General features: G+C 67.7%; 17 protein-coding genes and 1 pseudogene. 9 read left to right on the plus strand and 9 right to left on the minus strand.

The genetic code is table 11. The features are described 5' to 3' along the window. Positions 1–314 precede the first annotated feature (314 nt). A complete protein-coding gene (rnd, locus tag FHT09_RS06520) occupies positions 315–1,409 on the minus strand; it encodes a ribonuclease D (RefSeq protein ID WP_104604825.1) in 1,095 nt (364 codons plus the stop codon). 97 nt (positions 1,410–1,506) lie between these two features. Between rnd and FHT09_RS06525 the strand changes: the two genes are divergently transcribed. Next, positions 1,507–3,369 carry a formylglycine-generating enzyme family protein gene (locus tag FHT09_RS06525; protein WP_104604913.1) on the plus strand — a complete coding sequence of 621 codons (1,863 nt, stop codon included), beginning with the start codon at positions 1,507–1,509 and terminating at the stop codon, positions 3,367–3,369. A gap of 252 nt (positions 3,370–3,621) precedes the next feature. Then, positions 3,622–4,869, plus strand: a complete 1,248-nt coding sequence (locus FHT09_RS06530) for a virulence factor (protein WP_104604912.1) — start codon at positions 3,622–3,624, stop codon at positions 4,867–4,869. A gap of 234 nt (positions 4,870–5,103) precedes the next feature. Here FHT09_RS06530 and xseA read toward each other — a convergent pair whose 3' ends face one another. Next, positions 5,104–6,444 carry an exodeoxyribonuclease VII large subunit gene (gene xseA, locus FHT09_RS06535; protein WP_184416889.1) on the minus strand — a complete coding sequence of 447 codons (1,341 nt, stop codon included), beginning with the start codon at positions 6,442–6,444 and terminating at the stop codon, positions 5,104–5,106. A gap of 53 nt (positions 6,445–6,497) precedes the next feature. Then, complete coding sequence (gene queG, locus FHT09_RS06540; protein WP_104604823.1) at positions 6,498–7,565, minus strand: tRNA epoxyqueuosine(34) reductase QueG; 1,068 nt, start codon at positions 7,563–7,565, stop codon at positions 6,498–6,500. 24 nt (positions 7,566–7,589) lie between these two features. On the opposite strand from queG, the gene FHT09_RS06545 reads away from it, so the two are divergent. The 6 genes from FHT09_RS06545 to FHT09_RS06570 all read left to right on the plus strand — a co-directional run bounded on the left by FHT09_RS06545 (position 7,590) and on the right by FHT09_RS06570 (position 15,237). Beyond that, positions 7,590–9,077, plus strand: a complete 1,488-nt coding sequence (locus FHT09_RS06545; RefSeq protein ID WP_104604821.1) for an NAD(P)H-hydrate dehydratase — start codon at positions 7,590–7,592, stop codon at positions 9,075–9,077. Next, positions 9,074–9,574: a tRNA (adenosine(37)-N6)-threonylcarbamoyltransferase complex ATPase subunit type 1 TsaE gene (gene tsaE / locus FHT09_RS06550; protein WP_104604819.1), complete on the plus strand. Its 501-nt coding sequence runs from the start codon at positions 9,074–9,076 to the stop codon at positions 9,572–9,574. Before FHT09_RS06545 ends, tsaE begins: the two co-directional genes overlap by 4 nt. 70 nt (positions 9,575–9,644) lie before the next feature. Continuing rightward, on the plus strand, positions 9,645–11,318 hold the full coding sequence (locus tag FHT09_RS06555) for an N-acetylmuramoyl-L-alanine amidase (RefSeq protein WP_104604817.1): 1,674 nt from the start codon (positions 9,645–9,647) through the stop codon (positions 11,316–11,318). A 137-nt stretch (positions 11,319–11,455) separates the two neighbouring features. Then, positions 11,456–13,318, plus strand: coding sequence for a DNA mismatch repair endonuclease MutL (gene mutL / locus FHT09_RS06560; RefSeq protein WP_104604911.1), 1,863 nt, complete (start codon positions 11,456–11,458; stop codon positions 13,316–13,318). Beyond that, positions 13,318–14,256, plus strand: a complete 939-nt coding sequence (locus tag FHT09_RS06565) for a DUF1684 domain-containing protein (RefSeq protein WP_104604815.1) — start codon at positions 13,318–13,320, stop codon at positions 14,254–14,256. The genes mutL and FHT09_RS06565 overlap by 1 nt, the downstream gene beginning before the upstream one ends. A 15-nt stretch (positions 14,257–14,271) precedes the next feature. Further along, positions 14,272–15,237 carry a TraB/GumN family protein gene (locus FHT09_RS06570; protein ID WP_104604813.1) on the plus strand — a complete coding sequence of 322 codons (966 nt, stop codon included), beginning with the start codon at positions 14,272–14,274 and terminating at the stop codon, positions 15,235–15,237. Between the two features lie 46 nt (positions 15,238–15,283). Here the strand turns inward: FHT09_RS06570 and phaR are convergent, their stop codons facing one another. The 3 genes and pseudogenes from phaR to gluQRS form a co-directional block, all read right to left on the minus strand. After that, a complete protein-coding gene (gene phaR, locus FHT09_RS06575) occupies positions 15,284–15,850 on the minus strand; it encodes a polyhydroxyalkanoate synthesis repressor PhaR (RefSeq protein WP_039526896.1) in 567 nt (188 codons plus the stop codon). 158 nt (positions 15,851–16,008) lie between these two features. Then, positions 16,009–16,749: a beta-ketoacyl-ACP reductase gene (locus tag FHT09_RS06580; protein WP_104604811.1), complete on the minus strand. Its 741-nt coding sequence runs from the start codon at positions 16,747–16,749 to the stop codon at positions 16,009–16,011. 84 nt (positions 16,750–16,833) lie between these two features. Next, a pseudogene (gene gluQRS, locus FHT09_RS06585) lies at positions 16,834–17,733 on the minus strand (tRNA glutamyl-Q(34) synthetase GluQRS). 97 nt (positions 17,734–17,830) lie between these two features. On the opposite strand from gluQRS, the gene htpX reads away from it, so the two are divergent. After that, entirely contained in the window at positions 17,831–18,709 is an 879-nt protein-coding gene (gene htpX / locus FHT09_RS06590) for a protease HtpX (RefSeq protein ID WP_104604809.1), read from the plus strand. Positions 18,710–18,828: 119 nt separating this feature from the next. Here htpX and FHT09_RS06595 read toward each other — a convergent pair whose 3' ends face one another. From FHT09_RS06595 to FHT09_RS06605, 3 genes are all read right to left on the minus strand, one after another. Beyond that, positions 18,829–20,898, minus strand: coding sequence for an EAL domain-containing protein (locus FHT09_RS06595; protein WP_104537104.1), 2,070 nt, complete (start codon positions 20,896–20,898; stop codon positions 18,829–18,831). 118 nt (positions 20,899–21,016) lie between these two features. Then, positions 21,017–22,198, minus strand: coding sequence for an NAD(P)/FAD-dependent oxidoreductase (locus tag FHT09_RS06600; protein ID WP_104604807.1), 1,182 nt, complete (start codon positions 22,196–22,198; stop codon positions 21,017–21,019). Next, complete coding sequence (locus FHT09_RS06605; RefSeq protein WP_024939301.1) at positions 22,195–22,743, minus strand: YaeQ family protein; 549 nt, start codon at positions 22,741–22,743, stop codon at positions 22,195–22,197. Before FHT09_RS06605 ends, FHT09_RS06600 begins: the two co-directional genes overlap by 4 nt. Positions 22,744–23,028: the final 285 nt, after the last annotated feature.

Consider the following 23,028-nt stretch of genomic DNA (forward strand, 5'->3'; position numbering starts at 1 on the left):
CGCAGTGTTCTGGCGAGTCCGACCAGCATGCTTGCGCAAGCTGCGACCCGACCGTAACGATACAACAGCAAGCCAGGCGGGATGACACAGCTGTGCGGCGTTGGCCAGATGCTGACTGCATCACGGCCAGGCACGTCCTGGTGGGCTGCCAGTCTCGATGGCGCGGTATCCAATGGCAGAGGCGGCGATGGACGGGGATGCTGCCGGAGTATGTGGTCTGATTCATGACCGGCGCAGCCGCCGAACGGCCCTCCGCGCCCTGCCCGCATCGCGACGGCCGCGTGTATGCGTGGTCTCTGGACCGTTGCATCCAGTCACTGCGCTGCAGCGTCTTCCAGCAGCGGTGTCAGCTGCGCTTCCAGCGCGTCGCGGCGCCATTGCCCCAGCGGTGCGGGCCAGCTGCGTTGCTCGATCAGGGTTTCCAGGTGCCGGCGCGAGGCTAGGATGCCGTCGGGCAACCCCAGCTCGCGGCTGCGCTGGGCCACCGCGTCCTGCAGGCGCTTGAGCACGGCCTTGTTGCCGTCGGTGGCGGCCTGCGCCAGCGGTGCATGGTCCTCGTCGGGCAGCGGCGTATTCAATGCTTCCCACACTGCAGTGGCGAGCTTGCGCGGCGCCTTGGGAAACTTGTCGAACTGGCGCAGCAAGGCGTCCAGATCGGCGGGCGGAAACCGCGCCAGCTGGCTGGCCAGTTCGTTGTCCAGGATCCAGCTGCGTGGGCGATCTCTCTGGCGCGCCTGCAGGTCGCGCCAGCGCAGCAGTCGCAACAGGCGACGTTGCGCCGCAGGCTCCAGGAACTGCGCGGTGCGCAGGCTCACGTGCGGCCAGCGCTCGCCATCGTCGTGCTCCACCGTGACGAGCAGGCGCTCGGCGTCTTCGGCCAGCCAGCCCAGGCGATCCTGCTCGGTCAGGCGGCGGGTTAGTTCGTCGTGGATGGCGAACAGGTAGCGCACATCGTCGGCGGCGTATTCCAGCTGCGCCGGCGACAGTGGGCGACGCATCCAGTCCGAGCGCGTCTCGCCCTTGGTCAGCAAGGTGCCGGTCACTTCCTGCACCAGTTTCTGATAGCCCATCCCACCCCCCACACCTGCCAACGCGGCGGCGATCTGGGTGTCGAACAACGGCCGCGGCAACACCCCGCACGCGCATTTGAAGGTGACCAGATCCTCGCTGGCGCTATGCATCACCTTGACGATGTCGGTGGCGGTCAACCACTGCTTGAGCGCCTCGTTCATGCCCGGGATGAGCGGGTCGATCAGCAGGATCTCCTCGCCAATGGCCATCTGCACCAGCGCCAGTTGCGGCCAGTAGGTGCGTTCGCGAATGAATTCGGTATCCAGGCCAATGCGGGACGGACGCGATGCCTGCAGGCGTTCGCTCAGCTCGGAGGGGTGGGTGATCCAATGAGGCACGTGATTTCCGTCGACAGCGAGGGTTTGCGCAGAACGCGCAGAATAGCCTAACGTCGCGATCGCCTGTCGTGCGGCAGAGCACTGGAAGGAGCGGGTGGTGGGTGAGTGCGGTAACCGGATCGCGGCGTGGGCATTGCTGGCGCTCAGCGTGTGCGCCTGTTCGCGTACACCGACGCCAGCGCCTGCCGCTGCGCCGCAACCTGCCGCTACTGCGGTGCCGAGCAAGCCGAATGTGTCCATCGGTGGCGAAGAATCCGCCGAGACCGTGGCGCAATGGCAGCCGCCGCCAGTGGACCTGGGCGATGCGCCGCTGGCGCAGGTGCGCAAGCGCGCCGACCAGGCATTGAAGGACGACCGGCTATATCGCAACGCGGACGACGCGATTCCGCTGTATCTGGCGATCCAGCAACGCACCGACGGCAAGGACGCGGCCAGTGGTCGCGGGCTGGAGCAGGCGCGGCGCCGATTGATCGAGCGTGGCCAGGGGCTGATCGAACAGACCGACCGTCAGGACAGCGCGCTGGAACAGGCGCGTGAGTTGGCCATCGTGGCACTGGCACTCGCTCCGCAGGATCCGAAGGTACGCGCACTGCAGCGCGCGGTGGAAACCGCGCAACGGGTGCTGAGCTTCAACCGTGCCGGCGAAGAGGATCTGCGTGGCGACCGCCTGGGCGAGGACGGCAACGGGGCGCTGGTGAACTTTCGCGATGCCGCGCAGCTGGATCCGGACAACCCGCGCACGCGCCAGGGCCTGGCTGCGGTGGAAAGCGGCCTGCTGGCACGCGCCGAACAGGCGGCCGGGGCGAGCGACTTCATCGGCGCACGCTACTGGTTGCAAATGGCCGGGCAGGTGCGTGAGCGCGCACCGACCATTGCCGATGCACGGGCGCGCATCGAGCGTATGCGCCGTGCCCAGATCGCCGCTTTGCACGACGCCGGCCTGCACGATCTCAGCTCGCCCCGCGGCCTCAAGGCGGCCGGCGAAACACTGGCCGAGGTACTGCGTATCGCCGATCCGGGCGATGCGGTGGCCGGCGATCTGCGGCGGCGGCTGGAACTGGCCACCCATTACGGCAGCTTCCGCCCCGGACAGGTGTTCACCGACGGACTCAAGCTCGGCGGGCGCGGTCCGCAGATGATCGTGGTCCCGCATGGCGCGTTCCAGATGGGCGCAGGCGATGCCGAGCCCGGCGCCTCCGACAACGAACGCCCGTCGCATTACGTGCGTTTTGCGCGCGGCTTTGCGTTGTCGATCACCGAAGTGACGGTCGCCGAGTTCCGCCAGTTCGTCGAGGCGACCGGCGCGCGTCCGCGTGCCACCCGGCGCGGGCATTCGGTGGTGTACGACGAGCGCAGCGGCAACTTCATCCGCCGCAGCGGGGTGGATTGGCAGTCCGACTACAACGGCGCCCAGGCCGCACCCAACAGCCCGGTGATGCACGTCAGCATCCGTGACGCCGAAGCCTACGCGAGCTGGTTGTCGGAACAGACCGGTCGTCACTACCACGTGCCCAGCGAGGCCGAGTTCGAATACGCGGTGCGCGCCGGCACCACTGGACGCTATCCCTGGGGCAATGCCGGCTCGCCGCCGCTGGATGCGGGCAACTTCACCGGCGGCAACGATGTCTCGCGCAGCGGCAGGCACTGGAACAACGGCTTCGTCGGCTACGGCGACGGCTTCTGGGGACCGGCACCGGTCGGTAGCTTCCGCGCCAATGCCTGGGGGCTGCACGACATGGGCGGCAACCTGAGCGAGTGGGTGGCCGATTGCTGGCATGCCAGCTACCGTCGCGCGCCGGCCGACGGTGCCGCCTGGTTCAACCCCGGCTGCCGTCAGCGCATGATCCGCGGCGGCAGCTGGGCCAACTCGCCGCAGCAGACGCGTGCGGCCTGGCGGCAGTCGCAGGACTCGGACAGCACCAGTGCACGGATCGGCTTCCGCCTGGCACGCGGGATCTAGAGCGCAGCTGTAAGCCAGTGCGCAAGCGCGGTTTGCGCCTGCACGGAGCTCGATCACCGATCGCCGGGCTGTCCGGGTGGCATGCCCGCCTCGAAGTGACATGTCGGTCGCGATCACCCGGGCAGTTCCGGGTCTGGTCCCGCCGCAAGACCGGGCGCGCAGGCTTAACCGCTGCGAACACTGTCCGCGATCGCGGTGGAACCGGCCGCCTTGGTCGCGGTCCAAGTGCCAGCGCTTGCGAGGATGGCGGTGATGGGCTGGGGAATCAAAGTGTTTCGTTGGGTCATCGCGGTACTGCTGATCGGCGGCAGCGGCTATGCCGTGGCGCGTCATCTGCAGGACGGAAATACCGCCGGGCATTACCGCTCGGTGGAGGTGCTACGTCCGGAAGGCACGCCGAAGGCCATGGTGGTGCTGTTGCCCGACAGCGGCCATGCGCAGGACGGCCAGCGGCTTGCCGAGATGCTGAGCAACGATGGCGCGCTGGTCGCGGTGGTCGACACCGCCAGCTATCGCGCACGGTTGCGCGCGCATCAGGCAGCCTGCAGCTCCCTGGCCGACGATGCCGAACGCTTGGGCAAGAAGTTGCTGCGCGCCGAGCATGTCGATGCATTCTTGCCGCCGGTTCTGGTGGGGCAGGGCGATGGCGCGATGCTGGCGCGGCAGGCACTGGCCTCGGCCGCGCCCGACGTGCTGAGTGGCGCGGTTGTCGCCGATGGCGACGCCAGCGATGGCGGCCTGGCCTGCTCGCGCGACGTGCCCGATGCCAATCAAGGCTTCCTCGACGATCTGGTCGACGCTGCCAGCCCCCTGCAGATCGCTGCGGCCACCCGGGGCCATTTCCTGACGGCGCATGCGCAGGGCGTGGGCGATCTGCCGCTGGTCGAACTGCATGCGCCCGGCAGCGACCGCATGGTGGTCATGCTGTCCGGCGACGGCGGCTGGCGCGAACTGGATAAAGGCATTGCCGCGCAACTGCAGCAGCAGGGCGTATCGGTGGTGGGCTGGAACAGCCTGCGCTACTTCTGGGCCAGCCGTACGCCGCAGCAGGTCGGAGCGGACCTGGACCGGGTGATTGCGACCTATCAGCAGCGTTGGCATATCCACCACGTCGCCCTGGTGGGTTACTCGTTCGGCGCAGATGTGCTGCCGTTTGCCTATCCCGGGCTGTCGCCGCAGCAGCGCGCGTCGGTGCAGTTCGTCAGCCTGCTCGGCCTTGCCCATCGAGCCGATTTCAAGGTGCGTGTCGGTGGCTGGCTGGGCTGGCACAACGATGCCGAGCGCGATGTGGAACCGGCGATCCAGGCGTTGGACGCGCATCGCCTGCAATGCATCTACGGCGATCAGGAAACGGACACGCTGTGCCCGGAGTTGCGCGCGCGTGGCGTGCAGGTGGTGGCGCGTCCGGGCGGGCATCACTTCGACCATGATCCGGTGGCGCTGGCCGGGCTGCTGATGCAGGGCTGGCAGCAGGCGGCGCAGACGCCCAGTCAGGGTTAGAGAGCCGGTGATGCCCTCTGATCTGCACGCGGAACGGTCTGCGGCGGGTTGAAGGGTTGATCCAGGCTTGGTTCGCCTGGGTGACGCGGGTGGCGCCGCATCGGCGCGCCCTCTGTGCCAATCCACGGCGCTGCTCGGGCGACCGCCCTGCAGCTCATTGTTATCGCGACACTGCGATGCGTGTGCGCTTGCTGATCGCCTGCGGCAACCAGGCAGCAAGCGTGGTTACCGCTGTCAGTCGTCGTTGCCCGGCCCGACCCGCACCTCGATGCTGCCATCGGCCAGCTGCGCACGCAGGCGCTCGCCAGCGGTGACCTCGGCAGCGCTGCGCACCACGCTGCCATCGGCGGTGCGGGTCACGATGGCGTAGCCACGCGCGACGGTGGCGAGCGGGCTGACCGCTTCCAGTGAGCGTGCCAGGCTACGCAGCCGCAGTTGATCGTGCTGCAGGCGTCGCTGCATCGCTGCCTGCGGATGCAGTGTTCGCAGTCGTTGCTGCAGCGTGGCCAGATCGCGTTGCGGGTTGTGCGCCTGCAGGCGTGCCTGCGTCCGTTGCACGCGTGCCTGCAGACGCTCCAGCACCTGGGTCATGCGCGCGCGCAGCTGGCGGCCGGCGTCCTGCTGCCGGCATTGCAGCAGTTGCAGCCGCGCCTGCGGGCTGTGTGCACGCAGGCGCAGGGCAAGCCGGTCGGCGCGCTGCATCGCGTTGCCCAGCGCGTGCTGCTGCAGCTGGGCCATGCGGGCATGCGCACGCCGCACGCGGGCGACCAGCTCGCGCTGATCGGGCACCAGCAGTTCCGCCGCCACCGAGGGCGTGGGCGCGCGCACGTCGGCCACGAAATCGCTGAGGCTGAAGTCGGTCTCGTGCCCGACCGCCGACACCACCGGCGTGCGCGCGGCGGCAATCGCGCGGGCCAGGCGTTCGTCGTTGAAGGCCCACAGGTCCTCCAGCGAGCCGCCGCCGCGGGTGATCAGAATGACGTTGTAGCGCCCGGACGCATCGGCGCGCTGCAGCAACGAGGTGATCTGCGCCGCGGCGCTGTCGCCCTGCACCATGCAGGGCAGCAGGTCCACTTCCAGCAACGGAAAGCGGCGCGCCAGGACGCTGAGCACGTCGCGCACCGCCGCACCGCTGGGTGAGGTGATCACTGCCAGCCGCCGCACATGCGCCGGCAGCGGCTGCTTGCGCTCGGCATCGAACAGGCCCTCGGCGGCCAGGCGCGCACGCAGTTCGTCGAAGGCACGGCGCAAGGCGCCTTCGCCGGCCTCTTCCATGTGGTCGAGTACCAGCTGGTAGTCGCCGCGCGCTTCGTACAGGGTGAGACGTCCGCGCGCGAGCACGCGCAGCCCTTCGCGCGGCTGGAACTTCAGCCAGGTGCTCTTGGGCTTGAACATCGCGCAACGGATCTGCGCGCGCGCGTCCTTGAGCGTGAAGTACAGATGGCCCGAGGACGGGCGCGTGACGCTGCTCAGCTCTGCTTCCACCCAGACCAGCGGGAAGCTGCCTTCCAGCAGGTCGCGTGCCAGCGTGTTGAGCTGGCTGGGGGTGAGGATCTGTTCGTTGCGGTCGGCCATCGCCGCATTATCCCGCAGCGGCGATGCGCATGCGTGAGTGCATCGGGCCGAACTTACCCACCGTGTTGCGCCAGCGCCCAGCCCACATGTTCGCGTACCAGCTCCGACGCGTCGTGGCGACGCGCCTCCAGTGCCGCCAACACCTCCGGCGTGCCGGGCGCATTGCCCAGGCCCACCGCGATATTGCGCAGCCACCGCTGATGGCCGCTGCGACGGATCGGGCTGCCTTCGGTGCGGCGCAGGAACTCGGCTTCGTCCCAGGCAAACAGCTGCGGCAGCGTCGCCACATCCAGCTCGTTGCGGGCGCGGAAATCGGCTTCGTCGGTGCGCTGGGCGAACTTGTTCCAGGGGCAGGCCAGCTGGCAGTCGTCGCAACCGAAGATGCGGTTGCCGATCGGCTTGCGCATCTGCTCGGGAATTGCGCCCTCGTGTTCGATGGTGAGATAGGCGATGCAGCGGCGCGCATCCAGCCGGTAGGGCGCGATGATGGCCTGGGTCGGGCAGATGTCGATGCAACGCGTGCAGGTGCCGCAATGCGCGGTGGCCGGGGTGTCGATGGGCAGTGGCAGATCGAGATAGATCTCGCCCAGGAAGAACCACGACCCGCCGTTGCGATCGATCAGGCAGGTGTGTTTGCCGATCCAGCCCAGCCCGGCATTGCGCGCCAGTGCGCGCTCCAGCACCGGTGCCGAATCCACGAAGACCCGATAGCCGAACGCGCCGACTTCGCCCTGGATGCGCTCGGCCAGTTTCTGCAGCCGGTTGCGCATCAGCTTGTGATAGTCGCGCCCCAGCGCGTATCGCGCCACGTAGGCGCGGCGGCCGTCGTGCAAGGTGTTCCAGGCCTCAGTGTCGTCCTTGCGGCCGTAGTCCATACCCACCGACAACACGCGCAAGGTGCCGGGCACCAGCTCCTGCGGGCGCGAACGTTTGTCGCCGTGCTGGGCCATCCAGTGCATGGTCCCGTACAGGCCTTCTTCCAGCCAGCTGCGCAGATGCGCCTCGTCTTCGCCGAGCTCGATGCCGGTGATCCCGCAGCGCTGGAAGCCGGCCTCGCGCGCAAGCGCACGGATGCGCGCGGCAGCGTCGGTGGGGTCGGGGCGGGCGAGGACGGCAGACATGGCGACAAGTATAGAATTCCCGGCATGTACGCACCGCTCGATCTCTACGACACCGCCGCCGCACGCAGCCTGGACACGCAGGCCACCACGCTGCTCGGCGGCGACGGCTATACCTTGATGCAGCGCGCCGGGCAGGCCGCCTGGCAGCATCTGCTGGATCGCTGGCCGCAGGCACGCCGCATCGTGGTGGTCTGCGGCACCGGCAACAACGGCGGCGACGGTTATGTGCTGGCACGGCTGGCGCAGCGGGCCGGGCGCCAGGTGCAGGTGGTACATCTCCCCGAGCACGGCCCGGCCTCGCCGCTGGCGCAACGTGCCTGCACGGACTATCTGGGCGTGGGCGGTGCGATCGAGCTGTTTCCGTCGCCGCTGGCACAGGCAGATGTGATCGTCGATGCGCTGTTCGGCATCGGCCTCAACCGCGCGCCCGACGCCGAGACCGCCGCGTTGATCGACGCCATCAACGCAGCCGGTGTGCCGGTGCTTGCGCTGGATGTGCCCAGCGGCATCGATGCCGATCACGGCGTGGCCTTCGGTGCCGCGGTGCGCGCGGATGCCACCTTGCAGTTCCTCGTACCGCACGTCGGGCTCTATACCGGCGATGCGCTGGAGCATGCCGGCACGCGCGCAACCGCGTCGCTGGACGTGCCGGATGCCGCGTTCGACGGGCTGGCGCCGGCCGCGCACAGCTGGGACATCGACGCCTTGGCCGCGCAGTTGCGCCCACGGCGACGCAATACGCACAAGGGCGAGTCCGGCCGCGTGCTGTGTGTCGGTGGCAACCTCGGCAGCGGCGGCGCGATCATGCTCACCGCCGAAGCGGCCTTGCGCAGCGGGGCAGGGCTGGTGCAGGTCGCCACCCGCGCCGAGCACGTCGCGCCGCTGCTGGCGCGCTGCCCGGAAGCGATGGCGCGCCCGGTGCAGGCCGACGACGACATCGCCGCATTGGCCGATGCGGCCGACGTGGTCGCGCTGGGTCCGGGCCTGGGGCAGGACGCCTGGGCGCAGCAGTTGTGGCGTACGGTGCTGGCCTCGGACAGCGCCATCGTCATCGATGCCGATGGCCTGAATCTGCTGGCCGCCAACAAGGTGCCGGCGCGAGGCCCGCGCGTCTTGACCCCGCATCCCGGCGAGGCCGGCCGCCTGCTGGGGATGTCGACCACGCAGGTTCAGCAGGATCGACTGGCCGTTGCAGACGCATTGGCCAGGCGCTTTGATGCGGTGGTGGTGCTCAAGGGCGCCGGCAGCGTGATCGCCGCGCCGCACGCGGTGCCGTGCATCATCGATGCCGGCAATCCGGGTATGGCGGTCGGCGGCATGGGCGACCTGCTGACGGGCGTGATCGCGGCCTTGCTGGCACAGGGGTGGTCGCCATTCGATGCCGCCAGCCTGGGCGCCTTGCTGCATGCCTGCGCCGGCGATGCGGCCGCACGCGCGGGCGAGCGCGGCCTGCTGCCGACCGATCTGCTGCACGAACTTCGCCGCTTGGCCAATGCCGGAGCCACTGCATGAGCCAGCTCAACGCGACACTGGTCGATGCGCAGGCCACCGAAACCCTGGGGCAGGCCCTGGCTGCGGTACGGCCCGCCCGCGCGATGGTGCAACTGCACGGCGATCTCGGCGCAGGCAAGTCCACGCTGGCACGCGCGTTGCTGCGCGCACTCGGCGTCACCGGGCCGATTCGCAGCCCCACCTACACGCTGGTCGAGCGCTACCCGCTCGGCACTGGCGACGAGGCCTGGCACCTGGATCTGTATCGCATCGGACAAGCCGGGGAACTGGATTTTCTCGGGCTCGACGAGGGCAGTGCGAGCCTGTGGCTGGTCGAGTGGCCGGAACGCGGCGCAGGTGCATTGCCGCCGGTGGATCTGGACGTGGAACTTGCGGTCGACGGCGATGGGCGCAGCGTCACGCTGTTGGGCCGCAGCGATACCGGGCGCGGCTGGCTGGCGCGGCTGTCGGACCTGCCTCAGTTGCAGTCCCTTTGTACCAGCTCACAGGAAGAATGAACGCCAGGTTGTGGATTATTAAGGGAAATCACCTTGCAATTCACACGTTTGGGTGATTGAATCCAGCGCCATGACACCGGGGTTCCGCCAGTTTTGCGTTTCCGCCCTGACCGCCAGCCTCAGCCTGGCGGTTTTTGCTGCGTGGGCCGGCGAGATCAAGGGTGTCGGCATCAGCACCGGTGCAACCGGCACGCGTGCCGAGATCCAGCTCGCCGGTAGCGGCGGATTCAAGACCCTGTCGCTGGCCAATCCCAATCGCCTGGTGGTGGATTTTCCCGATTCCTCGGGTGTGCGCGGCCTCAAGCTGCCGCCGGCTGCCGGCCTGGTGACGTCGGTGCGTACCGGGCAACCGGTGCCCGGCACCTTCCGTGTGGTGTTCGAGCTGGCGACGCCGGTGACGCCGTTGAAGCCGCAGATGCAGACGTTGGGCAGCGCATCGACCCTGGTGATCGAGTGGCCGGGCGATCCGCCGGCTGCCGGCACGCTGGCCGCCGCCACAACAGCACCTGCCGCGCTGCTGCCGCCGCGCCCGGCCAATGCACAATCCGAGGCTGCCCGCGCAACTGCTGCGTTGGCAGCGTCTGCGCAACGCGCGTCGGTGGTGCCGCCTGCTCCGGCACCCGCACCGTATGTGCCTGCCTCGGCCATGCCCAGCGTGACTCCGGCACCGGTACCGACCACGGTCGCCACCGGTGTACCGACACCGCGTCCAGGCACCGCCACGACCGCGGTGACGACCGGCACCAACGCGCCAGCAAACACCGCCGGCAACACGTCCAATCGCGTCACCGCCGCGGTGTCGCCCGTCTCGGCGATGCCAGGCAACGGCACATCGCCCGCCGCCATCTTGAATGGCGGCAGTGCCGTGGCCGCCACGCCGAATGCGGCTGCCGGCAGCGTCGCTGCGGCGGAAAGCGATGATTTGCCGCCGCGTCCGGTGCTGCCCAGTGAATCCTCGCGGATCAAGATGGCACCGGGCATGCGTCCGCTGATCGTGGCCATCGATCCGGGCCATGGTGGCCAGGATCCCGGCGCCATGGGCCCTACCGGCAAGCGCGAAAAAGACGTCACCCTGGCGGTCGGTCGCGAGCTGGCGCGCCAGATCAATGCCACGCCCGGCATGAAGGCGTACCTGACGCGCGATACCGACGTGTTCATTCCGCTGCCGATGCGCGCGCAGAAGGCACGCGCCGCCAAGGCCGATATCTTCATCTCCATCCACGCCGACGCTGCCGAGAACCGCAGTGCGACCGGTTCGTCCGTCTACGTGCTGTCGACCAAGGGCGCCTCCTCGCAGCGCGCGCGCTGGCTGGCCGACAAGGAAAACGCCGCCGACCTGGTCGGCGGCGTGCGTCTGCAGCAGACCGAAAGCACGCTGGCCAATGTGCTGCTGGATCTGGCGCAGAGCGGCCACATGAAGGCCTCCGAAGATGCGGCAGGGCACGTGCTCGGCGGCCTCAAGCGGATCGGCAACAATCACAAGCCGCAGCTGGAACGCGCCAACTTCGCGGTGCTGCGCACCTCGGACATGCCGGCGATGCTGGTGGAAACGGCCTTCATTTCCAATCCGGACGAAGAGCGCCGGCTGATCGACCCGGCCTACCAGCGCAAGATCGCCTCGGCGGTGCTGGACGGCATCGATACCTTCTTCACCCGTCAGCCGCCACCCGGCACGCTGTTTGCCGCACGTGCGCAGGCCGAAGCCGATGCCGGTGTCGGCACCGTGGCCGGCGGCAGCCGCTGAGCCGCTCGGCTATCATTCCGCACTGATTCCTTGATGACGGCGCCTGCGCGCCGCCGGATTGCCGTGCCGACGTCTGTCTTGCCTGTTACACCCTCGATGCGCTCCGCAGTCTGCGTCCAGCGCGAGCGCCTGTGCTGATGGCGATCCGTCAGCTCCCCGAGATCCTGATCAACCAGATTGCCGCCGGCGAAGTCGTCGAGCGGCCTGCCTCTGTGGTCAAGGAACTGGTCGAAAACGCGCTCGATGCCGGCGCCACCCGCGTGGATATCGAGCTGGAGGAGGGCGGAGTGCGGCTGATCCGCATCCGCGACAACGGCGGCGGCATCAGTCCCGACGAGCTGCCGCTGGCGGTGTCGCGGCATGCCACCAGCAAGATCGCATCGCTGGACGATCTGGAAACCGTGGCAACGCTCGGATTCCGCGGCGAAGCCCTGCCGTCGATCGCCTCGGTCAGCCGTTTCACGCTGATCTCGCGCCGCCACGATGCCGAACATGGCTCCGCACTGGAGATCGATGGCGGACGCCTAAGCGAGGTGATGCCACGCGCGCATGCGCCCGGCACCACGGTCGAAGTGCGCGAGCTGTTCTTCAACGTGCCGGCGCGGCGCAAGTTCCTGCGTGCCGAGCGCACCGAGCTGGGGCATATCGAAGAATGGCTGCGCTCGTTGGCGTTGGCGCGCCCGGATGTGGAATTGCGGGTGTCGCACAACGGCAAACCGTCGCGTCGCTACAAGCCGGGCGATCTGTATTCGGATGCGCGGCTGGGCGAAACCCTGGGCGAGGATTTCGCGCGGCAGGCCCTGCGCGTCGATCACAGCGGCGCCGGCCTGCGGCTGCATGGCTGGGTTGCGCAGCCGCATTACTCGCGCGCCAGTACCGACCAGCAGTATCTCTACGTCAATGGCCGCTCGGTGCGCGATCGCAGCGTTGCGCACGCGGTCAAGATGGCCTATGGCGATGTGCTGTTCCATGGCCGCCAGCCGGCCTATGTGCTGTTCCTGGAACTGGATCCGGCGCGCGTGGACGTCAACGTGCATCCGGCCAAGCACGAGGTGCGTTTCCGTGAGGCGCGGCTGATCCACGACTTCGTCTACCGCACCTTGCAGGACGCGCTGGCGCACACGCGCGCCGGTGCGATGCCCAACAGCATCGGCACGGACGGCGCCAGCGACACGGTTGCGGCGCCGGGCGGCATGCTCGACCGTCCAAACTACGGTGCCGGAAACGGCAGTGGCGGCGGTGCCGGCTACGGTCAGTGGACGCCATCGCAGACCCCGCTGGGCCTGCGTGTGGACGAGGCGCGTGCGGCCTACAGCGCGCTGTATGCGCCGCCGTCCAGTGGCGCGCAGCAGCAGTCTGCCGCCCTGCCGGAGGGCGCGGGGATGGGCCTGCCTGCGACTGCCGCAGACAGTGGCGTGCCGCCGCTGGGGTATGCCGTCGCGCAGTTGCACGGCATCTACATCCTGGCCGAGAACGCCGAAGGCCTGATCGTGGTGGACATGCACGCCGCGCACGAACGCATCGGCTACGAGCGGCTCAAGAACGCGCACGACAGCATCGGCCTGCACGCGCAACCGCTGCTGGTGCCGATGACGCTGGCGGTGGGCGAGCGCGAGGCCGATACCGCCGAGCGCGAAGCCGACACGCTGGCCAGCCTGGGCTTCGAGATCACCCGCGCCGGCCCGCAGTCGCTGCATGTGCGCAGCATTCCCGCGCTGCTTGCCAACGCCGAACCAGAGGCGTTGTTGCGCGATGTGCTCGGCGATCTGCGCGAGCATGGCCAGAGCCGGCGCATTGCCAGTGCGCGCGACGAGCTGCTCTCGACGATGGCGTGCCACGGCGCGGTACGCGCGAACCGGCGCCTGACCGTGCCGGAAATGAACGCACTGCTGCGCGATATGGAAATCACCGAGCGCTCGGGCCAATGCAACCATGGCCGACCGACCTGGGCACGGTTTACGCTGGGCGAAATCGATCGCTGGTTTCTGAGGGGGCGCTGATGGCTGTATTGCACAAGGGGAGCCGCTGGCTGCTCGGCATGCTGGTGTGTGCGGCACTGGCCGGCTGCGGCAAGGACGCACCGCCATCGGCAGCACCGGCCGCACTCGACAAGGCCTTCCTGGCCGACAATGCGGCCTGGCGCGAAGCGCGCCTGACCGAGTTGCGTGCGCCCGATGGCTGGACCAGCCTGGTCGGCCTGCACTGGCTGTCGCTGAAGGCGCATTACATCGGCAGCAGTGCCGACAGCGGCATCAGGCTGGCGGTCGGGCCGCCCAAGATGGGCATGGTCGCCACCGAGGCCGGCACGGTCTGGTTCGTGCCCGAGCGCGGCGCGGCACTGACCGTCGACGGCAAGCCGCTGGCCGGCAGGATCCGCTTCCAGCCCGATCGCGACCCGCAGCCGACCTTCATCCATTTCGACGATGGCAAGGGCGTGTTGAGCCTGATCCACCGGGGCGACCGCAATGCGCTGCGGGTCAAGCATGCCGATGCGCCATCGCGCAGCCACTTCGCCGGTCTGGACTACTGGCCGGTCGATCCGTCCTGGCGCATCAGCGCGCGCTATGTGCCCAACGATGTCGGCAAGACCATCCCGATCGTGGACATCGTCGGCATCAGCAGCGAACAGCCCAACGCCGGGGCGATCACCTTCGATCGCAACGGCAAGGCGTACCGGCTGGAGACCATCGGCGAACCCGGGCGGCCGATGTTCGTGGTGTTCGCCGATCGCACCAGCGGACACGGCAGCTATCCGGCCGGACGCTTCCTGGATCTGGACGTGCCCGACGCCTCCGGGCATGTGGTCGTCGATTTCAACCGTGCCTACAACCCGCCGTGCGCGTTCACTCCGTTTGCGACATGTCCGCTGCCGCCGCCGGAGAACCGCATCGACCTGGCGGTGTCGGCCGGCGAGAAGACCTACAAGGTGCCGCACTGACGTGGAGAGGCCGACATGGTGAAGGCAAGCATGCGCACCCGGCTGGCAGCCTGGTGCGGCGGTGTGGTGATTGCTCTGGCGCTATGGAGCGGGGCGGCCGCGCCGACCTGGGCGCGCGCCGGCAGCGAGGCGCCGGCCGGTCCGCCGGTGCCGCTGTTGTGGAAGGTCGATGGCAAGGGCGGCACGCTGTATCTGCTGGGTTCGTTCCATGTGCTCAAGCCCAGCGATTACCCGTTGTCGCCGGATGTGATGCAGGCCTTCGCCAAGGCCGACCGGCTGGTGTTCGAACTGCCGCCCTCCGATGCGCAGTCGCCCGAACTGGCCGGCCGCATGCTGCAGGCGGCGCGGCGCAGCGACGGGCGTCGCCTGCAGGACGCACTGGATCCGAAGACCTGGCAGGCGCTGGCCACCTACGCCCGCAAACACGGGATGCCGGTGGACAGCTTGCAGCCCCTGGAACCCTGGTTCGTGGCGCTGACGATCAGCCTGACGGAGATGCGCCGGCAAGGCATGGACCCGAACGCCGGTCTGGACCATCATCTGATGGCGCAGGCGCAGATCAGTGGCAAGCCGGCCGATGGACTGGAGCGTGCCGAAGAGCAGATTGCCTTGCTCGATGGCATGTCGCCCACCGAGCAGCATCAGCTGCTGGAGGAATCGCTGGACGACGCCGGCGCCAACGATCAGCTGCGTCAGTTGCACGCGGCCTGGCGCAGTGGAGATGTGCGCACCCTGTCCACGCAGATGGCCGAAGAGATGCGGCAGCACTACCCGGCGCTGTATCAGGACATCAATGTCGAGCGCAATGCGCGCTGGGTGCCGCGGCTGGAGCAGCGGCTGGGCAGAGGCAGCGGGACCACGCTGGTGGTGGTCGGTGCGCTGCACTTGCTGGGAAGCGATGGCGTGGTGGAGCGCCTGCGTGCGCGTGGCTACCACGTGGAGCGGATCTGCTCGGCTTGCGCGGAACAGGCCGGCCGCTGATTGGCGAGGTCGTGGAGCGGCTCACGCTCCACGCGCCGCGCTTGCGTTACCCGCGGTTGCGGGCCTTGCCGGTGGTGCCGGCGCTACCGGCAGTGCCGTGCGTGCCGGTGCCCATCGGGCCGCTGCCCATGCCGCTGGCACCCGGCGGCGGCGTACCAGGGCCGCCCGGACGACCGAAGCCGGCACCGAAGTTGCGCTGGAATTCCTGCCACAACTCCAGGTTGCGCTCGGTCAGCTGGTTCATCATCGCCCACGGGGTCTGCCCTAGCAGGTTGCCCATCTGCTGGCGGAACTGCTGCTGCTGATCCAGGAATACCTGCATGCTGCGCTCCAGGTAGTTGCCCATGAAGCCCTGCAGCGAATCGCCGTAGAAACGGATGATCTGACTCAGCAACTGGGTCGACAGCATCGGCTCGCCGTCCTGTTCGCGGTCGGCAATGATCTGCAGCAAGACCGCGCGACTGAGGTCTTCGCCGCTCTTGGCGTCGCGTACCTCGAATTCTTCGCCGTCGATGATGAGCTGACGCACGTCCTCGATGGTGATGTAGCTGGAAATTTCCGTGTCATAGAGACGGCGATTGGGATACTTCTTGATGATGCGAAGTCCGGCCATGGAACGTTCACTCACAACGATAGTGCGCGCAGGATGGCGCACCGCAGCAGCCCTTGCAACCGCTACAAGGCCTTATTTTCTTAAGGAGACACCAAAAAAATGTTGCGCAGCATGATTTTCAAGGATTTTTATGCTGCATCGAAAAGTTGCAGCAAACCTCACCAGCCCATGTGGTGGCCGCCGTTGATATCTAGGTTGGAACCAGTGATCCAGGCGGCCTCTTCCGCAACCAGGAATGCCACCGCATAGGCGATTTCTTCCGGCCGGCCCAGGCGGCCGGTGGGGATGTCGGCGACGATCTTGGCGCGCACCTCCTCCGGGACCGCCATCACCATGTCGGTGGCCACATAGCCGGGCGAAACGGTATTGACGGTCACCCCGAACGCGGCGTTTTCGCGCGCCAGCGAGATGGTGAAGCCGTGCATGCCGGCCTTGGCGGCAGCGTAGTTGGCCTGTCCGTACTGGCCCTTCAGGCCATTGATCGAACTGATCTGGATCACCCGTCCCCAGCCGCGCTGGCGCATGCCCTCGATCACCGGGCGGGTAACGTTGAACACCGAGTTGAGATTGGTGTTGATGACGTCGTGCCATTGTTCGGCTGTCATGCGATGGAAGGTGGTATCGCGGGTGATGCCGGCGTTGTTGACCAGTATTTCGATCGGCCCCAGCGCTGACTGGACGTCCTCGACCAGGGTGCGCGCATGCTCGGAGGACGCCACATCGCCGCGGAACAGGGCGATGTCGTAGCCCTGGGTCTGCATGCGCTGCTGCCACGCCTGGGCCTTTTCGGCATTGCGGAAGTTGCTGGCCACCCGGTGGCCCTGGTCGGCCAGGCGCTTGCAGATGGCGGTGCCGATACCGCCGGTGCCGCCGGTGACCAATACGACGCGAGATGTCATGACGACTCCAATGGACAGGTAAGACTGGGGGCGGGCAGGGCACGGGCACGCTGCCCGGCCCGACGCCATTGCTGGGGCGCAATTCTAGTCACGCCGGGGCTTCGATGCGCGTCCGTTCGCGTCCAGATGCAGGTGCCGGGGCAGCCGCTGTGGCGTAAAATGCTGCACCGCATGCTGCAGCAAGGTGTCCAGCGCCGCATGGCGCGGCAATGCCGCCGGCTGCTGTCCCAGCACCGCCCAGGCGGCGTGCAGGGCCGGTTGCGGATCGGCGTCGTCCAGCGCGGGCGCAGCGTGCGACTTGGACAGCTTGCGGCCGGCGTGGTCCAGGATCAGCGGCAGGTGCAGGTAGCGCGGTTGCGGCAGGCCCAGTGCGCGCTGCAGCAGCAACTGGCGCGGGGTGGAGTCGAGCAGGTCGGCGCCGCGCACGACATCGGTGATGGCCTGCGCAGCATCGTCGACCACCACCGCCAGCTGGTACGCCCAGTAGCCATCGGCGCGGCGCAGCACCACGTCGCCGACCTCGGCATGCACGTCCTGCACCACGCGACCCTGCAGTGCGTCGTCGAAACCGACCGGCGGCTGTGGCGGCACCCGCAGGCGCACCGCGCGGCGGGCGCCCAGCGGCGCCACGCAGGCGTGGTGGATGCCGCCCATGCCGGCAAGGTCGGCCCGGCTGCAGCTGCATTCGAAGGCCAGTCCGGTCTCCAGCAAGGTGGCGACGGCGGCGTCGTACTGCGCATGGCGCTCGGACTGATACAGCACCGGCAGGTCCGAGCGCAGGCCGAAGGCGGCCAGCGTGCGCAGCTGGCGCTCGGAGGCGCCGGGTTCGGCACGCGGCGGGTCGATGTCTTCGACACGCACGCACTACTGCCCGCCGGCGTGCCGCGCGAGCAGCCAGCTGCCAAACGCCGCCAGCAGGGAGCCGAAGTGCAACGGGCCGGTCGGGGAGGGCGCAAAGCGGCCGCGGTAGGGGAGGGCTGGCATGATCGGCTGAATCGTCGGTCAGGTGAATGCTTGATTTCAAGCGCTGACGACCGCAGATCCGCTGCAGGTCATCCTGCTCGCGTGGAGTCATCGCACCATGTTCAACCGCATTTTCCTGTTCCTGCTAACCAATTTTGCGGTGTTGATGCTGGCCGGCATCGTGATGTCGGTACTGGGCGTCAATCCCGCGCAGATGAGCGGCCTGCTGGTGATGGCGGCCGTGTTCGGGTTCGGCGGCTCGTTCATCTCGCTGCTGCTGTCCAAGTTCATGGCCAAGCGCAGCACCGGTGCGCAGGTGATCACCGAGCCGCGCACGCCGACCGAGCGCTGGTTGCTGGCGACAGTGCGGCGCCAGGCCGAGGCGGCCGGCATCGGCATGCCGGAAGTGGCGGTCTACGACGGCCCGGAAATCAATGCCTTCGCCACTGGCGCCAACCGCAACAACGCGCTGGTGGCCGTGTCCACCGGGCTGCTGCAGAACATGAGCCAGGACGAGGCCGAGGCGGTGCTGGGCCATGAAATCGCGCATGTCGCCAATGGTGACATGGTCACCATGGCCTTGTTGCAAGGCGTGCTCAATACCTTTGTGATCGTGCTGGCGCGGGTGGTCGGCGGCGTCATCGACAGCGCGATGTCGGGCAATCGCGACGGTGGCCGCGGCTTTGCCTACTACATCATCGTGTTTGTGCTGGAGATGGTGTTCGGCCTGTTCGCGACGATGATCGCGATGTGGTTCTCGCGTCGCCGCGAATTCCGCGCCGATGCCGGTGGCGCGCAACTGGCGGGCCGCGGCAAGATGATCGCCGCGTTGGAACGCCTGTCGCTCAACCATGGCCAGAACACCTTGCCATCGCAGGTGCAGGCCTTCGGCATCTCCGGCGGTGTCGGCGATGGTCTGCGCCGGCTGTTCCTGAGCCACCCGCCGCTGGCCGAGCGCATCGCTGCGCTGCGCGCCGCGAGCGGTGCGCCGATGTAAGAAGGTCTTGTCAGATGCACGCGTGGCGCATTGATTCACGCCGCCCAACAAAAAACCCGCGGCTTGCGGGTTTTTTGTTGGGCGGCGCAAGGGGGCAGTGATGCGCTATGGCTACAATCTTAGCCGAACTCGTAGTTCATCAACGGCCCGGTCGGTGCGACGAAATCGCCTTGCACATAGTCCACCCCGGCGCTGAAGAAGGTGCTCATCGACTGCGCATCGGCCACGAACTCGGCCACGGTGAGGATGCCGGCCGGCTGCGCGCGCGAGGTGATCTCGCGGATCTTGTCCTGGCTGTCGCGTGCCGAGGCCACTTCGCCGGTGATCCCGCGATCGAGCTTGAGGAAGGCCGGCTGGAAATGCGCCAGCAGCTGGAACGAATCCAGGCCCGAGCCGAACTGTTCCAGCCCGACCTTGCAACCCATCGCCGACACCGCCGCCAGGAACTGCTGGGCATTGCGCAGATGCGTGAAAACCTTCGATTCCGGCGTCTGCAACCACAGCCGTTCGCCCGGCACGCCGTAGACAGCCAACTGCTCGCGGATGATGTCGATCATCTGCGGGTCGGAGAACGAATTGGGCCCGATACGTACCAGCAGGTGCGTTTTGTGTCCTGCACGTTGCCGTTCGCCGAGCTGGCGGATCGCGCGCGCCACCACCCAGCGATCGATCTCGGTGATTAGATCGTGCTCCTCGGCAATCGCCATGAAGGCGTTCGGCGACATCATCTCGCCGTTGCGCTCCAGCCGCAGGAAGGCCTGGTACAGCTCCAGCGGCTCGCCCTGCAGATTAAGCACCGGCTGGTAATGCAGCAGGAAGCCGTCGCCGGCCAGGGCCTCGCGCAGTTGCTGTACCCAGCGTTCGATGCGTTCCTCTTCGGCCCGATCGCCCGCTGCCGGGTCGTAGATGCTGACCGCATTGCCGCCGAGCTCGGCCGTGGTGCGTACCGCCTCGGTGCCGCGGTTGAGCACCTGGCCGATGCTGGCGATCTTCTCGCCGATCTGCACCCCGCCGATGCTCACCGTCACCGTGGCCGAGCGCGCGCCGATGCTGAAGACATGTTGCGCAAAGGCGTCGCGTATCAGCTCCGCCAGTGCGTGCGTACGCGCGTAATTGCCGTCCATCAACAAGGCAAAGCTGTGCTCGCCGAAACGCGCGGCGACCACGCTGTCATCGCTCACGCTGGCCACATGCGCGGCCAGGGCGGCGATCAGCGCGTCGGCCGAATCCAGGCCAATCTCCGGCAGCAGGCGCGCGTAATGGTCGGGCTCGATCAACAGGAAGCCGGACTGGCCTTCGCTGCGGCCGGCGCGCGCCACGGCCTGTTCCAGCGCCACCATGAACGTGGGCCGGTTGAGCAGGCCGGTGACCTGGTCGCGCTGACGCAGGTCCTCGACCTCGCGCGCCAGCTCCGGATCGAATTCCTCGCGGCGGCGGAATACCACCTGGATACACGGCTCGCCTTCGTAGGTCGCAGTGGCGAACTCCATCGTCGCCGGGAAGGTGTCGCCTTCCAGCCGGCGCGCGTCGACCTTGTATTGCGCCGGCGGCGGCTCGCCCTTGGACATGGCCTTGAGCAGCTGCTTGAAATCGTCGACGTACTGGGCGGCGATCATGTCCAGCAGCGACACGCCCTCGACATCGTCGAACGACTCGAAGCCGAACATCTCCAGATACGCCTCGTTGGCGCGGATGTGCATGCCTTCGTGCACGTAGGCGATCGGATCGCGCGAGGAGGCGATCAGGGCGTCGCAGCGCCGCTCGGTCTCGCGCATCTGCGCCTCGATGCGGCGCAGGCCACGGCGTGCCTGCAGGTCGGCCCATTCCGAGCGCACCAGCGCCAGCAGGTGTTCAGGGCGATGACGCAGCACGATGGCGCGAATGCCATGCGCAGCGGCCTCGACCAACGCGTTTTCCTCGATCCGCTCGGCCAGCAGCATGATCGGAATATCCTTGCCGCTGCCGGCGATCTGCTGCTGCAACGCATTCATCGGGATCTGCAGCGCCTGCCCGTGCAGGGCCAGGTCGATCTGGCCCGACAGCATGCTGGCGAGCTCTTCCGGGGTCTGCGGCCGCGATGGACGCACCGCGATGCCACCGTTGCGCAACGCAGTTACGATCGCCTCCGCGCCTTCGACACTGTCGTCGACGATCATCAGGCGGAGGGTGAGATCTTTGCCTTTTTGCATGCGCGTTTCCCTAGCGACGAGCTTTAATACACGAAGGAACTCGTCTGCGTCCATGTCTGTGGACAAGGCCGCATCCGGGGTGAGACTCAGGCCACGTTTCCATATGTCGACGCCGGAATCATGCGACGCTTCCGGCGGCATGACCGGACGCCCATGCCCATTGAAAGTTGTAGCCGCCCAACCATCCGGTCACATCCAGCACCTCGCCGACAAAGTACAGGCCGGCCACCAGCCGCGATTCCATGCTCGCGCTGGAGACCTGGTTGGTATCGACACCTCCCAGCGTGACTTCGGCGGTGCGATAGCCCTCGGTTCCACTGGCGATCAGCGGGAAGGCGGCCAGCAGGTCCGCTGCGGCCTGCAGCTGCGGTGGGTCGAGCTGGCGGACCGGCTTGTCCGGCAACCACGCCTCGCACAGGCGCTGGGCGAACCGCCGCGGCAGCACGTCGGCCAGCACGTTGCGCAGTTCGGTGGCGCCACGCTGTTTTTTTTGGTCGCGCAGCCATGCCGCAGCATCCTGGCCGGGCAGCAGGTCCAGGCGCAGGTCGTCGCCAGGCTGCCAATACGAGGAGATCTGCAGGATGGCCGGGCCGCTGACGCCACGGTGAGTGACCAGCATGAAGTTGCGGAAGCTGACCCCGTTGCACTGCGCCTGGACCGGTAGCGCCAGCCCGGACAGGTCCTGCAGCCGTTCCTGGTGCTTGCCGCTCAGGGTCAGCGGCACCAGCCCGGCGCGCCTCGGCAACAGCGCGTGGCCGAACTGCTGGGCCAGCGCATAGCCGAAGCCGCTGGCGCCCATGCTCGGAATCGACAGCCCGCCGGTCGCCACGATCAGCGACTGCGCCTGCACGCGTCCCTGGCTGGTCTCCACGCTGAAACCGTCGCTGCCGCGCTGCACCGCTAGCACCTTGCAGTCGGTACGCACCTGCACGCCCGCCGCGTCGCACTCGTCCAGCAGCATGCGCACGATCTGCTTGGACGAAATGTCGCAAAACAGCTGGCCCAGCTCTTTCTCGTGATAGGCGATGCCGTGGCGCTCGACCATCTCCACGAAATCCAGCGGGCTGTAGCGGGCGAGGGCGGACTTGCAGAAGTGGCGGTTGGCCGAGAGGAAGTTGCCCGGCGTGGTGCCGGTATTGGTGAAGTTGCAGCGACCGCCCCCGGACATCAGGATCTTCTTGCCGACCTTGTTGGCATGGTCGATCACCAGCACCTGGCGGCCGCGCCGGCCCGCAGTGAAGGCGCTCATCAGTCCGGCCGCGCCGGCACCGACGACCAGCACGTCGCAACGCATGCTCATTCGGCCGGGGCTTGCCGCACCATCGGGGTCAGGGTGACGCTGCCGTGGTCGGCCAGCATCTGCACCTCGCCGTCCTGGATGATCACGTCGAAACGCATGCCGCGCTGGATCAGCGCGCCCAGCGCTTCGGTGGCCTGCGAGTCCAGCTCGATCACGCGCAGGTTGCGCTGCCGGCTAAGCGCGTTGGCCTGCTTCTTCCACCAGGTTTCGGTGGCCTGGCCGCCATAGCCGATCACCACCGCCTCGCGCGACCGATTGCAGGCCTTGCGCACCCGGCTTTCGTCCGGCTGGCCGAGGTCGATCCACAGGTCCGGGTCGCCGGTGTAGTCGCGCCGCCACAGGTCGGGTTCGTCCTCGTTGCTGAGGCCGCGGCCGAATTCCAGGCGGTCGTCGGCGAACAGGGCGAACGCCAGCAGCCGCACCATCAGGCGCTCGTCGGTTTCGGAGGGGTGCTGGGCCAGGGTCAACGAATGGTTGGCGTAATAGCCACGGTCCATGTCGCTGATCTGGAGTTCCGCCCTGCGGACGGTGGCGGTAAGGGCCATCAGGATGCCGGTTGCAAAGGGCACTTATGATACGCCCGCGCTGCAATCCCGGCATGGTGCGGTCAGCGCCGCGCCATCAATGAATGTCGCGAATGACTGTGGGGCAGGCATCGGCATCGGCCCCAGATATGCGGGAGGGACGGCGGGGCAGGCGTATTCATGTGCTGAAATCGAGAGGGAAAGGGCCTGACAAGTGGTCGGATCCGCCCTGACAGTAAAAAATTTGACGCAAGGTGTCGCTTTTTGCTGGGAACACGAGTACTGTGCACGCACTGTGTTTGCAAG

Origin of the sequence: Xanthomonas sp. CFBP 8152 (assembly GCF_014199025.1) — a bacterium.
In the GTDB taxonomy this organism is placed as follows: Bacteria; Pseudomonadota; Gammaproteobacteria; order Xanthomonadales; family Xanthomonadaceae; genus Xanthomonas; species Xanthomonas arboricola_B.